Origin of the sequence: Phaeodactylibacter luteus, assembly GCF_007993045.1 — a bacterium.
Lineage (GTDB): Bacteria > Bacteroidota > Bacteroidia > Chitinophagales > Saprospiraceae > Phaeodactylibacter > Phaeodactylibacter luteus.
Genome location: NZ_VOOR01000014.1, coordinates 44,420 through 59,681 on the forward strand (window position 1 = coordinate 44,420; position 15,262 = coordinate 59,681).

General features: G+C 54.8%; 10 protein-coding genes. 4 read left to right on the forward strand and 6 right to left on the reverse strand.

What is annotated here, in order from left to right; genetic code table 11:
- The first annotated feature begins 16 nt into the window (after positions 1–16).
- Positions 17–1,417 (forward strand): dihydrolipoyl dehydrogenase, encoded by a 1,401-nt coding sequence (lpdA, locus tag FRY97_RS08595; protein WP_147167043.1) that lies wholly within the window; start codon positions 17–19, stop codon positions 1,415–1,417.
- Between the two features lie 217 nt (positions 1,418–1,634).
- Here the strand turns inward: lpdA and FRY97_RS08600 are convergent, their stop codons facing one another.
- From FRY97_RS08600 to FRY97_RS08615, 4 genes are all read right to left on the reverse strand, one after another.
- Positions 1,635–2,930 carry a hypothetical protein gene (locus FRY97_RS08600; protein ID WP_147167044.1) on the reverse strand — a complete coding sequence of 432 codons (1,296 nt, stop codon included), beginning with the start codon at positions 2,928–2,930 and terminating at the stop codon, positions 1,635–1,637.
- 619 nt (positions 2,931–3,549) lie between these two features.
- Positions 3,550–5,670 carry a matrixin family metalloprotease gene (locus tag FRY97_RS08605; RefSeq protein ID WP_147167045.1) on the reverse strand — a complete coding sequence of 707 codons (2,121 nt, stop codon included), beginning with the start codon at positions 5,668–5,670 and terminating at the stop codon, positions 3,550–3,552.
- Between the two features lie 294 nt (positions 5,671–5,964).
- On the reverse strand, positions 5,965–7,248 hold the full coding sequence (locus FRY97_RS08610; RefSeq protein WP_147167046.1) for an HlyD family efflux transporter periplasmic adaptor subunit: 1,284 nt from the start codon (positions 7,246–7,248) through the stop codon (positions 5,965–5,967).
- A 120-nt stretch (positions 7,249–7,368) separates the two neighbouring features.
- Positions 7,369–9,558 carry a peptidase domain-containing ABC transporter gene (locus FRY97_RS08615; RefSeq protein WP_147167047.1) on the reverse strand — a complete coding sequence of 730 codons (2,190 nt, stop codon included), beginning with the start codon at positions 9,556–9,558 and terminating at the stop codon, positions 7,369–7,371.
- A gap of 317 nt (positions 9,559–9,875) precedes the next feature.
- Between FRY97_RS08615 and FRY97_RS08620 the strand changes: the two genes are divergently transcribed.
- On the forward strand, positions 9,876–10,850 hold the full coding sequence (locus FRY97_RS08620; protein ID WP_147167048.1) for a glycosyltransferase: 975 nt from the start codon (positions 9,876–9,878) through the stop codon (positions 10,848–10,850).
- Positions 10,851–10,882: 32 nt separating this feature from the next.
- Here the strand turns inward: FRY97_RS08620 and FRY97_RS08625 are convergent, their stop codons facing one another.
- Together FRY97_RS08625 and FRY97_RS08630 are read right to left on the reverse strand one after the other, a co-directional pair.
- Positions 10,883–11,716, reverse strand: a complete 834-nt coding sequence (locus FRY97_RS08625) for an alpha/beta hydrolase (protein ID WP_147167049.1) — start codon at positions 11,714–11,716, stop codon at positions 10,883–10,885.
- A 9-nt stretch (positions 11,717–11,725) separates the two neighbouring features.
- Entirely contained in the window at positions 11,726–12,229 is a 504-nt protein-coding gene (locus tag FRY97_RS08630; RefSeq protein WP_147167050.1) for a hypothetical protein, read from the reverse strand.
- 133 nt (positions 12,230–12,362) lie between these two features.
- Between FRY97_RS08630 and fmt the strand changes: the two genes are divergently transcribed.
- On the forward strand, positions 12,363–13,280 hold the full coding sequence (gene fmt / locus FRY97_RS08635; protein WP_246141633.1) for a methionyl-tRNA formyltransferase: 918 nt from the start codon (positions 12,363–12,365) through the stop codon (positions 13,278–13,280).
- 254 nt (positions 13,281–13,534) lie between these two features.
- Positions 13,535–15,235 (forward strand): gamma-glutamyltransferase, encoded by a 1,701-nt coding sequence (gene ggt / locus FRY97_RS08640; protein WP_147167051.1) that lies wholly within the window; start codon positions 13,535–13,537, stop codon positions 15,233–15,235.
- Positions 15,236–15,262 lie beyond the last annotated feature (27 nt).

The following is a 15,262-nucleotide window of genomic DNA, read 5'->3' on the forward strand; positions in this document are numbered from 1 at the left end:
AACCGGTAATTACCTTATGGATAAATTCGATCTTATTGTAGTTGGCAGCGGCCCTGGAGGTTATGTAGCTGCCATCCGCGCCTCTCAGCTGGGCATGAAGGTAGCCGTTGTAGAACGCGAATCTCTTGGCGGCATCTGCCTCAACTGGGGCTGCATCCCGACTAAAGCGCTGCTCAAGAGCGCTCAGGTGTTCGAATACATCAGCCATGCAGAAGACTACGGCATAAAAGTGGATAAAGCAGAGGCTGACTTCGAAGGCATGGTAAAGCGCAGCCGGGGCGTAGCAGACGGTATGAGCAAGGGCATCAACTTCCTTTTCCGCAAAAATAAAATTACGGTGCTGAACGGGCACGGCAAACTGGCACGGGGCAAGAAGGTGGAAGTGACGGACGACAAAGGCAACACCACTACTTACGCCGCTGAGCACATCATTATCGCTACCGGGGGCCGGGCCAAGGAGCTGCCTAATGTGCCCATCGATGGCAAGAAGGTCATCGAATACCGCAAAGCAATGACCCTCGACAAGCAGCCTAAGAAAATGATTGTGGTAGGCGCTGGCGCGATCGGCGTAGAGTTCGCTTACTTTTACAGCTCCATCGGCACAGAAGTGACCATCGTGGAATTCATGGAGCAGGGCCTCGTGCCCCGCGAGGATGCTGATGTCAGCAAAGAGCTGACCAAAATATACAAGAAAAAAGGCATCGAGGTCTTGGGCAATACCGCTGTCGAATCGGTTGACACCAAGGGCCGCGGATGCACCGTGGTCGTCAAAGACCGCAAGAGCGGCAAAACGCAGGAGCTGAAGTGCGATATCGTCCTTTCGGCAGCTGGCGTCACCCCCAACACGGAAAACATCGGGCTGGAAGCCCTCGGCATCCAAACCGACCGTGGCATCATCAAAGTAGATGAGTACTACCGGACCAACGTTGCCGGGGTCTATGCCATAGGCGATGTGGTGCCGGGCGCTGCACTGGCTCACGTTGCTAGCGCAGAGGGCATCATCTGTGTAGAAAAAATCGCAGGCGAAAACCCACAGCCCCTCGATTACAACAACATCCCTTCCTGTACCTACTGCTCTCCTGAGGTCGCTTCTGTAGGCATGACCGAACAGGCGGCTAAGGAAGCTGGCTATGAAGTAAAAGTTGGCAAATTCCCGTTCTCGGCTTCTGGCAAGGCTAGTGCCGCCGGTGCCAAAGAAGGGTTTGTCAAGGTGGTATTTGATGCCAAATACGGAGAATTCCTGGGTGCCCACATGGTCGGTGCCAACGTCACGGAAATGATCGCAGAGGTAGTTGCTGCCCGCAAACTGGAAACGACCGGGCACGAGATCATCAAGACGGTCCACCCCCACCCCACTATGAGCGAAGCTGTAATGGAAGCTGCTGCCGCTGCGTACGGGGAGGTCATCCACCTCTAGAAGCTTGCTTGGAGCTCGTTCCTATTGCAAACCAAGGCTTTATGAACATGGCTTTCTCTCTGGATTCTCAGAATGAAACCGCTCCAAACACGCGCTAAGCAGCCTTCTTGAGGCCAAAGCTTTTTTTAGAACAAAAGGGCTGTTGCCGATGGCAACAGCCCTTTTTCTCATGGCAGCAGGTTTAAAAACAGCGCTCAGGCCGTTGGCAGAAAGCCCTCTACCACATCAACTTCTGGCAGGCTGCCCCCTGCCCGTCCATTATCATCCGCAACAGATAAGTGCTGCGAGGCAGCCGGCCTGGGCTGAACGTCTGCTGCTGCAAGCCCGGTGCGGCATCCCAGCTCCACGATTGGAGCACCTGACCGGTCAGCGCGACCAACTGCACCTCGCGGGGCGCTGCGCCCGCTTCTCCGCGGAACTGCACCGTGAGTTGCCCATCGCCACTGCGCCAAGCTTTGAACACCTGCGGCAGCTGGCCTGAAAACCATAGCCGCCCTTCGGAGATGACCTCCCTGGCACCGTCGTAATCGGTCTGCAGGAGCCGGTAGTAGTTCCAGCCTGCCAAAGGAAGGTGGTCCAGATAGCTGTAATAATGGGCAGCCTGTGAAGTCCCTGCCCCATCGATTTGCCCTATGGGGTGATAATTGCGGCCGTCGCCCGAGCGCTCCACGGTGAAAAAGTCGTTGTCCTGTTCCGTTGCGGTAGACCAGGCGAGCAGGCTTTTGCTTTCCCCTTCCTTGCGCAGCACAAAAGAAGACAAGCGCACGGGGAGCGGGGGGGAGTTAGCTTGCTGGCCAATACCAATAGCACTGATGCCAGCCATCATAGTCCCGGTAAGGGTACTTCCGGCAGCAAGGCCCGTAGCCCCCGTAGTGCCTAGTGCTACCCATTGGCCGCCATCCCATCCTGCCAACCGTAAGTCGGTGGCCTCCGCAAAACCAGTCATATCCGGGATGCTCACCGTAATGGACAACCCTTCTCCTGTGCCAGACAAAGCCAGCCAATCCCATTGCCCGGCCGGGCTCACAGAAGCCAGACTGTCGCCTACTGCCAGAATGGAGTGCAAGGCGCCTCCGTCCGAAGGGTCGCCAACGCTAGAAGGATCGCCAGGCAGCCAGGCCACGGCATAAGCATCATTGGCATTTGTAGGCGCTGAGATCGACAGCTGCCGTAGCACAGTGCCATCGCCTACCGGAAAAGAAAAAGCCGTATTGCCGTACTTTTTCACGTAGCCGTCTACATGTGCTGCATCTGTCTGCCTCAAAGCTTCGGCACTGCCGAAGAAGCTCACGTACCCCTGTGGGGCCGAACGCTGTGTCTGTATCATGCCTGGCAGATCGCCATTGCTGCTATTTTCAAAATAGTGTGAAAGGCCCAAAATAGCCATTTCCTGTCCGCCGGAAATATAGACATTCCCTTGGCTGGCAGACTGTGCCCATACCGTTTGAGGCTTGAAGGCCAGTAGCCCAAAGAAGAGGCAAGCAGAAAACCAGATTAAGGAGCTGTTTTTCATTTGCATAATATTGTGATTAATTATTGATGAGCGATTCCATTTCCGCGCAATGCCAGGGCTCATCATACAGATTGTATTTTTTGCCTGCCATGCGTTAGGTTTGGGGCCTCCCCCTGCCTAAGGGCATGGGGCCGCTATGCTCCGGGGCTCGCTGTCCGCTCGGCCCTATCGGGCTTCCCACCCCTCCGCAGCGCTCGTCCGATAACATAATAAATCCGACAAAGCCTAGATGGTTGCGGCGCATTGGACAAAGCCCACGTCATGCCACACTGAGAGTGTGCTTTTGAACAAAACAACGTTCATTGTTTGAACTAAGAGCCTGCCCCTTAGTACTGCTAATCATCTCCCCAAGCGCGGCACGGCTCGAATCTCCAGCAAAGTTAATGCAAATTTAGTGGCATACAGTGGTTAATTTTCTAGTTAGTTATACCTTTTAGTACCGCAGGCTTAGCTGAGCTAGCGTTCAGTTCAGCCGCTTTCTACTTTTGCGCTACATGAACGAGCGGAATTTGGCGCTCGCTCAACCGATTGCCTGCCCATTTTCCAGCAGGGCCGACCGCCCCCCCCTTTGCCAAGCTCTAGCTGCCGAGCTTACAGGAATAGCCTGCCAAGCGCCCCCTTACCATATCAACTTCTGGCAGGCTGCCCCCTGCCCGTCCATTATCATCCGCAACAGATAAGTGCTGCGAGGCAGCCGGCCTGGGCTGAACGTCTGCTGCTGCAAGCCCGGTGCGGCATCCCAGCTCCACGATTGGAGCACCTGACCGGTCAGCGCGACCAACTGCACCTCGCGGGGCGCTGCGCCCGCTTCTCCGCGGAACTGCACCGTGAGCTGCCCATCGCCACTGCGCCAAGCTTTGAACACCTCCGGCAGCTGGCCTGAAAACCATAGCCGCCCTTCGGAGATGACCTCCCTGGCACCGTCGTAATCGGTCTGCAGGAGCCGGTAGTAGTTCCAGCCCGCCAAAGGAAGGTGGTCCAGATAGCTGTAATAATGGGCAGCCTGTGAAGTCCCTGCCCCATCGATTTGCCCTATGGGGTGATAATTGCGGCCGTCGCCCGAGCGCTCCACGGTGAAAAAGTCGTTGTCCTGTTCCGTTGCGGTAGACCAGGCGAGCAGGCTTTTGCTTTCCCCTTCCTTGCGCAGCACAAAAGAAGACAAGCGCACGGGGAGCGGGGGGGAGAAAGATTGCATAGGGCCCACACTGCCGCATTCAGCGGGGGCGGTACCTGCACTGAGCATGAAGTCGCCCCCCTCTTCCTCTGAAAAGGACAAGGTACGGATATCAGTGTTGGGGCTTAAGGCATGATGCATGACCGCCGTACCTGCATCAATAACGTGCCCCAGCCCAACTGCGTGGCCTAGCTCGTGCAGAGCGACCGTTTCAAAATCGGTCTGCCCGCCACTTGTGGCGCTCGGGCCATAATTCCAGTTGATGGCATCATTAAATGCAATGTCAAAATCTTCAATGTACCACCTTGCCACACTGCCGCCACACAAAAAGCCACTAAAAAAAGAATAGGTGATGGCCAGCGTCCCGGAAGGCAAGGTGCCCGAGAAGCTGATGACGTTGGTTTGGTCTCTATTCTGAGGTGCGACTGCTGTGGAGGCAGGGTCTCCAACTTGGAAATTGATGCCCCGTGCCTGCCAATTCAACAGTGCCCGCTCAAAAGCGGCGGTAGCGGCTGTATTTCCAAAAAAATCGCTGCTTGTGTTCGGGAGGTTCGTATTGTAGAGCAAGGTATAACCACCATTTCCATTGATATTGGCCAGCCGGGAATGAAACCTGGTTTCCGGAATGGAATTATTTAAATTAGAGTAGGTCGCTATACCAGAATAAAGGATAGTAATGGTGGTACTGCCGACCACGTTTTCAGCAGCGTCCCTTACAAAAAGCGTTCCGGTGCCGGCACCATCAGGGATCTTCAACCGGATCTCCGTATCTGTCCAGACGGGATAATCGCTTGCGACGGTCGAAAACACCTGATTCCCCCCCCCATTATCTGCATTCGCAAAAAGCACGGTGCCTGTTGTAGCCCCAAAGCCACTGCCAGTGATGATGAGCTCGTTGTCTGCCACTACCGTGCCGGCGATATAGCCGTTGGCAGGGTCGCCTGCAGGAGTCGTAAGGTCTGTAATGGCCATAACCTGCCGAGACGGCGCAGTCATCATTGGGCTGCCTGGGCGATAGCGGTTGCCCTTGGGGGTGGCCCATTCCCGGGGGGCATACTGACGCAGGGCGGTTATCAGCGCTGTTTCCGAATACAAAGCTTGCCCGCTCATATCGTAATAGCGCCCTGCAGCATTACGGCGCAGGACGCCCTGCACGCCTGCGTAGGGGCGCAGCTGCTGCAGCCCGGCGTAGGCTGGATCAGCCGTACGATAGTGCTCCCCTTCAGGGGCAGGCACTGCCATCAGCGCCAATTCCTCCCCTTCGCGAAGGGAAAAATTGGGGTAGGCTACCTCCATACGGTTGCCCAATATGCCGCCATCGGCAATCAGGCCAACTTTCCCGGGCACTGCCCCGGGGGCACTGCCACCCTTGATGGTCAGGATATAGAGGGTGTAAATGCGCTTGCCGCCTAGCTGATAGGTTACCTTGTGATCTACCCTGCCCAGCAAAAGGGCCTCTGCAGACCGGGCGCGGTCCTCGAGCGGAATGGGGGTGATGACAGCAAAAAGGAAAGTGGGAAACAAAATAGCATAAAAAAGGAATAGCAAAACCTTGGGTGTGTGCATAAGCCGGAATGTTTAGAATGATGGACAAAGGGTGTGGCCAATTGCAAATGCTACAATTGACAAGGCAGTAACGGTACGGCCTGACTGTGTAAAGCTTGGTTTGCTAAGCTAAAGTTATGGTATGAAGAAGTGCAGAAGAAGAATTTGCTTCTGCAGAAGGAAGGAGCTTAATTACGATCGTTAAAAATAGTGCTGTGTAATCCGCTAAACAACAATGCAAACTAGAAAAACGGGAGCTACAGGCCACCGTTGATTTACGGCTCCTGCCCTCCTCTCCGGCGGCAGCTGGGCAGGTCAGGATTGGCTTCGGAAGTGCTCAAATATCCGCTCTATGAGGCGCTTGTCTTGAAGGATAATGCGGGCCTCCCCTTTCATTTCCTGTGAGGCATCAATCTCCCGCCCAAACTCTGTGACCAGCCCTTTGGGGAAACTGACGGTTATGGAAACCTGATTATTGATAGGGACCTGGCTTTTGGAAGCCACCCGCCCGATGACCGCCCCAAACTCCAAGGATGGGTAACTAGAAAAACGGACGACGACCTCCTGCCCTTCCTCCACCGGGCTTGCAATGGCAACAGGGAGCCAGATCGTCCCTTTTGCCTTCTCCTGCTTATTGGGCACCACCACTCCGATCTCCCAGCCTTCCTCAACAAATTGCTGCTCTGTTATCTTTTCCAGGTACAAGGAGACGATGCCATCCACCGGGGCAGTGATGACGTACCTAAAGAACCAATCTTCCACCGCCCGCTGCAGTTCGGCGAAGCTTTCGCGTATGGAGACGCTCGCTTGTTTCTTCCCCTCGAGAGAGCCCGCTTTCACCCCGTCCATTTCGGCCCGGATGCGCTCCATCTCCAGCTCGCGGTTCTTGATGGAAGACTCAATGCTCTCCCGCATGCGCTTCAGTGCCAGCAGATCCTCCCGGGTTTTGGCCACCCGCCCCTGAGCCAAGAGGTTTTCCTGGCTAAGTCCTTCTTCCCGCTGCAAGCGGTTTTCCACCATCTCTACCTGACGGTCCAGGTTGTTGATGCGGCCCTTGTCCGATACGATGATCCTGCGGATCTTGCTCAGCTCACGGCTCAACTGATCCATGCTGAGCTTATCGTAAGGGTTGGACTCGTATTGCTGCAAGGTTTTTTGTTTCCGGTAGAAGTCGAACAGGGTTTCTTTCAAGCCGCCGAGCATCAGGCTTTCGGGCACTTGAAAGGCCAATAAGGCAGAATCAGAAGGCGTGCCAAGGGAGAGCATCGCGCTTTCCAGGCTGAGCACATCTTCAAAACGAGCATTGCTCTTGAGGACGACGATGATGTCATCGGCCTCTACCTCCGACTCATTTTCGACCAAGATAGAGGCTACCCTGCCACTGCTGTTCGTCACCAGCCGCTTGGGCGGGTCGGTGCTCGTGACAGAAATACCGGCCTCCACCATGACCGGGTACTCAATAAAGTAGCTGAGGTACCCCAATACCAAGATGACCAGAAAGGCAAGCAAGGTGCCATATTGCACCATCCAGCTTGGGGGCGTCCCCAAGACTTCCTGTACTTCTTCGCTTCTAATTTCGAGGTCTTCGTGCTCTTGCATGAGCTAATTTTAGTATCCGAAAAAAGGCTAGCGCAAATAGAACGAAACCACCTGCCCGCTTTTTGCCCTGAAGCGCCTGCTTAGGCAACACTTTCAGCTTCCAAGGCCAGGCTCCGACTGCTAACCGCCCAATTCCAACTGATTGCGGACCAACTGATAGTAGGCCCCACGCTGATAAGTCAGCTCTTCATGCGTGCCCTGTTCTACGATCTCGCCCCCTTCGAGCACAATGATATTGTCCGCGTTCATAACGGTGCTCAGCCGGTGGGCGACTATGACCACGGTACGCCCACGGAAATAATCTTCCAGGTTTTCCATGATCAACATTTCATTGTAAGCATCAAGTGCGGTGGTCGCCTCATCGAAGAAAATATACTCGGGGTCTTTGTACACCGCCCGTGCGATGAGCAGCCGCTGCCGCTGCCCTTGGCTGAGCCCCAAACCTTCCTGCCCGATCTTGGTGTTGTAACCTAGGGGCAAAGTCTCTATAAAATTCTGAATATTGGCCACTTTGACCGCATTGAGCAGCTTTTTCTTGTCGATCACCTCGTCGCCAAGGGCTATGTTCCTGGCGATAGAATCAAAGAAAATGTAACCGTCCTGCATCACCACCCCACACTTCGCCCGCCATAAACGATTGTTGATGTTGCCCAGGTTGATGTCGCCCAATCGGACTATCCCCTCTGAGGGCTTGTAGATATTCAAGAGCAGTTTGAGTATAGTGGTCTTGCCGCTGCCACTTGTGCCAACGATCGCGGTCGTCTGCCCTTTTGGGATATGCAGGTCTACATTGCGGAGGACAGTGGGGGAATGCGGGCCATTGTACTGAAAGCTGACCTGTTCCAGCGACAAGTCGCCAGATTCTGGCAGTATGGTAATTTCTTTGGCCAGGTGCTCCTCGTTATCCTGAATGTGGATTTCGTTCATCCGCTCCAAGCTGATTTTAGCTTCCTGCATGCTCCGCAGGAACTCGAACAGCTGATTGAGGGGGGCATTGAGCTGCCCGATGATGTACTGAACAGCCAGCAACATGCCCAATGACATGGTATTTTCGATTACAGCGCTGGCCACCACAAAAGTGATGAGCAGATTTTTGGTCTCACTGAAAAAAGCAGCACCCGTGCGCTGTACCTGCCCGATGCGCATAGCGCTTATCCCGGTCCGGAACAACCGGGCTTGTATGCGCTCCCAGGCCCATCGCTTCTGCCGTTCTGCATTGTGCAGCTTGATAGCCTGCATGCCATTGATGAGCTCTATCAAATTGCTCTGGTTCTCAGCAGACTGGTCAAAACGCTTATAATCCAGCTCCCGGCGCAGGTACTGGAAAAAGAAAATCCAGGAGACCTGAAAAATGGTGCCCACTAAAAAAATAAGGAACACAACCTTGTTCCAAGCTAAGAGCAGCCCGCCAAAGGCCAGGATATTGATAAAGGAGAACAGGGACATGAGGGTTGTGGAGGTCAAAAACCGCTGTACGCGCTCGTGGTCAGCGATGCGCTGCATCAGGTCACCTGTGATTTTGGAGTCAAAAAACCGGATGGGGAGCTTGGTCAGCTTGATCAAGAAGTCGGAAATGAGGCTGATGTTCACCCGGGCTGTAACGTGCAGCAATATCCAACTGCGGAACTGTTCTACCCCAAGCATAGTAGCAAAGAGGAAAAACTGTGACAACAGGATGAGTTTGATGAAATCCAGGTCGTAGTTCTCGATGCCAACATCCACCACAGAGCGGATGATGAAAGGGAAAGTCAGCTGTAGCAGGCTGCCGAGCAGTACCCCCACCAAAAGCTGAATGAGCAAAGACCGGTAACGTTTGAAATACGACCAGACATAGCCGAAGCCCGATTTATTGACGGCTTCCCCTTCCCGGGCAAAAAATTCAGGCGTAGGCTCTAGGAGCAGCAGTACACCGGCAGGCTCCCCTTCTTCAATATCACTGCCCCATTGCTCGATGAACTCTTCGCGTGTCAGCTTGAACTTCCCTGCGGCAGGGTCAGCGATCCAGACTTTGCGGTCCGTTACTTTATAAACGACTACGAAGTGCTCCTGACGCCAGTGCGCAATACAGGGTACAGGGATGTCTTTGGCAAGCCTTTCGTAATTGGTCTTGACGGCCAGGGACTGCAGCCCGATCTGCTCCGCTGCATCGCTAATGCCAAGCAGGGTCACTCCTTGCTTGCCCATATAGGTGAGCTCGCGCAAGTAATCCAAAGAGTAGTACCGCCCAAAATGACGAGAGACCATCTTAAGGCAAGTTGCCCCGCAGTCCATCGCATCATGTTGCTGGTAAAATGGAAATCTCCCCGCCATGTGTTTAGCCTCAAGTGGTACGCTGAGCAAGCCCTTTGTCCTTCAGGGATATGCCCGAGCGGTTGAAATTTAGTCTTTGTGCATGCACGCGCTCCTTTACAGGGTAAGGCGGCAGATTGGTTGTTCAGGAATGGTGCGTTTCATCTTTGCACCACAAATGTTATTTAAATTACCGTAATATAAGGGCTTCCCCTCAATTTATCTGGCATTATAGCTCAATATTTCTGCGAAACCCGCGCAATTTGCAACAAATGTAACTGGATAAGTGATAATTTTGCCCTTCCGGGCTCCTCCGCTCATCGATTGAACCCATTTTTATGGCCGCTAAGATGTACAATAGTTTTGTATCCGTAGTTTGTGTATTGCAGCACCCCTGGGAGCTCCGCTTGCTCCCGGAGTACCTCCGCAATGTCCATCAGGCCCTTTCCGAGGCCTTCTCGGATTATGAGGTCATTCTGGTAGACAATCAGAGCCACCACGGGCAGCAAACAGCTGAAGTAGTGGCAGAAGCCCCTGATGAGGTCAGGCACAACGTTTACCTACTGACCCTCTCCCGCCCTACCAACCGCAACCACGCCATACTGGCCGGGCTCGACCGCAGCAATGGCGACTACACCGTCATCTTTGAATTCGACTTCTACCATAAACCTGAGCTGATCCTGCAGCTCTTTGAGGCCTCACGCTCGGAAGGGACCGACATTGTTTACTTAAGGGCAAGGGCACGGCAGGCCGGGCTCTATTTCCGGCCGCTCTACCGGATTTTCTATGCCATACTCCGCCACTATTCGTCCCTCGAAGTAGACGGCCTGGCACATGATACCCGGATTATTTCCAGGCGGGCCCTCAACTCCCTGCTGCGCTTGCGGGAGAACCTCCGGTACATGAAGGCCATTTACTCTATCGTGGGGTACCGTACTTCTTGGATTGAAACGGAGGAGCCCCTTCATGGCCGGGACGCAGAGCCTTTCGGCGAGCGTTTCCGTACCTCCCTCATTGCTATTACGTCTTTCACCACCTTCTTAAGGTCTTTGCTGTTGTGGATTTTCTTGGGCAGCCTGGTCTTCCTGTTTGGCGTGACCGCCAACGCCCTAAAGGTCAAATTTACCGGCGTAGACCTATTTGGTAATGCTGGGGAGCCTTTTTCCGGTTGGACCTTCCTTGTGGTCCTCATTGCCATCTTTTTTGCGACCACCTGCCTCAACCTTTACATTATGTCTATTTACCTGTCCAACATTTACAATGAAATCAAGCAGCGCCCACTCTACATCATTGAATCCATACGAAGGTTTTAGTGCCTGCCGCACCAAGCAGGCATAGCTGGCGCTCATGCGGGCAGGCGCGCTTCCATCCATTGGAGGATATGCCCGAAGAGCTCCTCCTGCTGGGGTTCGTTGTGCATCTCGTGGTACAGCCCGGGGAAAGCCTTGAACTGCGTATCCCCCTTTAATTGGGAAGCAAGCTGCTCTGTGGCCTTAGGCGAAGTAATGCGGTCGTCAGCCCCGTGTAGCAACAGTAAAGGGGCAGGAAACCCACCGCGCTGCTGCAGGAGCCACTCCCCTTCCTCCATCATGCCGATGGCCACGCCTGCCGTCACCCGGTCGTGTACAAGGGGGTCTGCCCGGTAAGCGTCCACCACTGCTTTATCGTGCGACAAATCGCTGGCATCGAGCCCGTTGGGCTGTGAAAACCCCGGGTAAACCCTCCGCATCAGCCTGCCTAGTGCCAGCAGTAGGGCCGGGGGCTGAAAGGCAAGGCGGATCCAAGGGGAGGTAGCAATGATACCTGCTACCTCAGGCTTCCTGCGCAGTGCGTAGGACAGGACCAGCCCTCCGCCCTGACTGTGCCCGTACAAGAAAATCGGCAGGCCTGGATAGCGCGCAGCCACTTCCGTCAGCAATTGCGCAATCTCGTCCATCAGAAGCCCTACATCGGGGCTATGCCCTCTTTTTCCGCCAGAGGCTCCATGCCCTCGCCGGTCATAAGCTACTACGGATATCCCGCGCTTGTTGAACCACGCTGCCAAGTGCCCATACCTGCCGGCGTGCTCCCCAAGCCCGTGTGCCAGGGCGATGACTGCCCGGGGCGCTTCGGCGGCCCAACTGATGCCCTTGATCTCAATTTGGTCGGGTGTTAACCACTGAAAGTGCTTTGTATTCATAATTGCTGCTTATGGACGCCCCGCCCGGGCCCCGTTCTCGTATTTGATGACCTCCCCTTCCGGATAGGCCGCCTGAAGAAATTGTTTGAAAAATGACAGTGCGTCCGCTCGTTCGGCAAAACGGCCCAGTGTATAAGCCCATTCGCCCCCGGGCAGCTTCTCTTCCACGACTTGCCCGTGCTGTGCAAAAAGGGAGTGCCCGGCAGGCAGCTGCCGCCCGATGCGCAACACCTGTATCCGGTAGCCCGTGAAGCCATTGGGGAGGCCTTGGGCGCCAAAGGCAGTGCTATCCACCCGAACCGGCCTGACAGGAATGACCCTAGCCTTCGGAGGCTTCGGGGCGGCAGGCCGTGAAGGTGCTATCTCTTCCTCCTCCCCAAACCCCTGATCGCCAAGCGGCAGGGTGTCCAGATAAAGCAGGCGCATGGGTGCGCTGTGGGCAGTAGAGCCCGGCTGGAACAACAAGGGCGCACCTATTGTTAGAATGCCCAAGTACAAAACTATCTTGCTCATGATCCTCAATTTGCCAGGCTGAAAAATCGGATGTTCTGGCCCCCCATTTTTTCAAGTCCTGTTGTTTTCCGGTAACTTACCGGGCAATTTAAGGGATTAGGCGCAAAAACCACGAACAACCAACTTAGCTTTTATGAGTCTACGCATTGTATTTATGGGTACTCCAGATTTCGCAGTGCCTGCTTTGGACATCTTATTGCAAAACGGCTATGATATAGTGGGCGTAGTGACCGCCACGGACAAACTGGGGGGCAGAGGCAAAAAACAACTGCTGCAGCCGCCCGTGAAAAAGTATGCTCTAGAAAAAGGGCTGAAGGTGCTGCAGCCTTCCAACCTGAAAAGCCCTGATTTCATTGAGGCCCTCCGTGCCCTGAAAGCCGACCTGCAGGTCGTAGTCGCTTTCCGGATGCTGCCTGAAGCCGTTTGGGATATGCCGCCCAAGGGCACGTTCAACCTACATGGCTCCCTATTGCCCCGCTACCGGGGCGCAGCCCCTATCAACTGGGCCGTCATCAACGGGGATACAGAAACGGGCGTGACTACTTTTTTCATCAAGCATGAAATTGATACCGGCGATGTCCTTTTCCAAGCCCGCATGCCCATTGGGCCCGATGAAACTGCAGGCGAAGTGCACGACCGCATGATGCACCTCGGAGCCTCCCTTGTGCTCAAAACCGTAAAAGCTATAGAAACGGGCGATTATCAGTTGGCTAAACAGGATGGCGCACAGGCCACAATGGCCCCCAAAATTTTTAAAGCAACCTGCGAAATCGACTTTAGCCTTACCACGAAGGAAGTACATGATTTTGTGCGAGGGCTCAGCCCTTTCCCTGCTGCGTGGACTACTTTAGATGGCAAAACCCTTAAAGTCATGCGGGGCAGGCCGGAAGCCGCTGCGCATCAGCTTGCCCCAGGCACATTTGAGTCCGACAATCAGGCCTTCATCCGCATAGCCGCTAAAGATGGGTATTACTACCTCGATGAGCTTCAGCTGTCGGGGCGCAAGCGCATGAACGTCCGCGACTTTCTAAACGGTTACCAGTTCGGCTAACGGGCTGAACTTGGCTTTATAACTGCAGCATGTTGCTGGCCTAGCGCTGCGCAGGGGGGATACGCCCGCTAGGGCCGAGCGAAGAGCGAGCCCCGAAGCATAGCGGCACCTGCCTTACGGCAGGGGCAGGCCCCAAAGCCACTGGGTTAAATCGCTGCACAGACGAGGGCTTGCAGGGCAAAAAATCTGGGCTAGCCGCACTAGTGCCTCAAGCCATAAATCCTTGACACCTCAAGTTTAAATTTTGGACAAGTATGAAACGACAATGCATTTTTCTGCTCTTGTTTTTTTCCATTACCATGGCACCGCTGCAAGCTCAGGACCGGGTCACCGGCAGGGCTTTTGCCACGCGTTCGGAGGTCATTGCACAGAACGGGATGGCCTGTACTTCACACCCTTTGGCCACGCAAGTTGCGCTAGACATCCTCAAAGCTGGGGGCAGTGCGATCGATGCTGCTATCGCCGCCAACGCTACCCTCGGCCTGATGGAGCCCACGGGTTGTGGGGTTGGAGGAGACTTGTTCGCCATCGTTTGGGATGCCGGAAGCGGGCAGCTTTACGGGCTCAATGGCAGTGGGCGGTCGCCCAAGTCGCTCACCCTTGATTATTTCAAAAAGGAAGGGATGGATAAAATACCAGCCCTTGGCCCTTTGCCCGTCAGCGTGCCCGGCGCAGTTGATGGCTGGTTTGAGCTGCACGGGAAATTCGGGAAGCTGCCGATGAAGGAAGTGCTGCAGCCGGCCATAGCTTATGCAGAGCAGGGCTTCCCCGTAACGGAGCTGATCGCTTATTATTTGGGGCGCTCGGTACCCTACTATATACGTCAGGGCTTCCCCAATGTGGCAGAGACGTACACTATTGATGGGGCCAACCCGCCACAAAAAGGGGATATATTCAAAAACCCAGCGCTGGCCAATACCTACAAAGCCCTAGCTGCTGGCGGGCGGGACGCATTTTACAAGGGAGAAATTGCCCGGGTGATCGCTGATTTCATTCAGGAGCAGGGAGGCTTCCTTTCTTATGACGACCTGGCGGCACACCGGTCGGAGTGGGTAGAGCCGGTTTCGGTCAATTACCGGGGCTATGATGTATGGGAGCTTCCGCCGAATGGCCAGGGCATTGCCGCACTGCAGCTGCTCAACCTGCTCGAAGGGTATGACCTCAAAAGCATGGGCTTTGGCAGCCCGGAATACATCCACCACTTTGTGGAAGCGAAGAAAGTGGCCTTCGAGGACCGTGCACGGTACTACGCAGATATGGACTTCTACGACGTGCCGCTTGACACCCTGTTGTCAAAGGAGTATGCGGCAGCCCGCAGGGCGCTCATCAATCCCAACTACGCAGGCCGCTACAGCGCCGGGGAAATCAGTGCTGGCGAGACCATCTACCTGACCGTGGCCGATCAGTTTGGCAATATGATCTCCCTGATACAGAGCAACTACCGGGGCATGGGCTCTGGCATGGTGCCGCCCGGGCTTGGGTTTATGCTGCAAGACCGCGGAGAGCTGTTTTCCCTTCAGGAAGGGCAGGCTAACACCTATGAGCCGGGCAAACGCCCCTTCCATACCATCATCCCTGCTTTTGTGACCAAAGATGGCAAGCCGTTCCTAAGCTTCGGGGTGATGGGCGGCGACTTTCAGCCACAGGGGCATGCACAGATCATTATCAATATGATCGACTTTGGAATGAGCCTGCAGGAAGCCGGGGATGCACCGCGGATCGACCACAGCGGCGGTTCCTCGCCTACCGGGCAGACAGATGAAAGCCGGGGCGAAGTACACCTTGAGAGCGGCCTGCCTTATGAAACCATCAGGCAATTGATGAGGATGGGGCATCAAGTTGGCTTTGCCAATGGCATTTACGGTGGTTACCAGGCTATCCTGTACGATGCTGAAAAGAAAGTGTACTACGGTGCGTCCGAATCGAGGAAGGATGGGCACGCTGCGGGGTATTAATGGCTGGTTTGGGCACAAACCCAATTG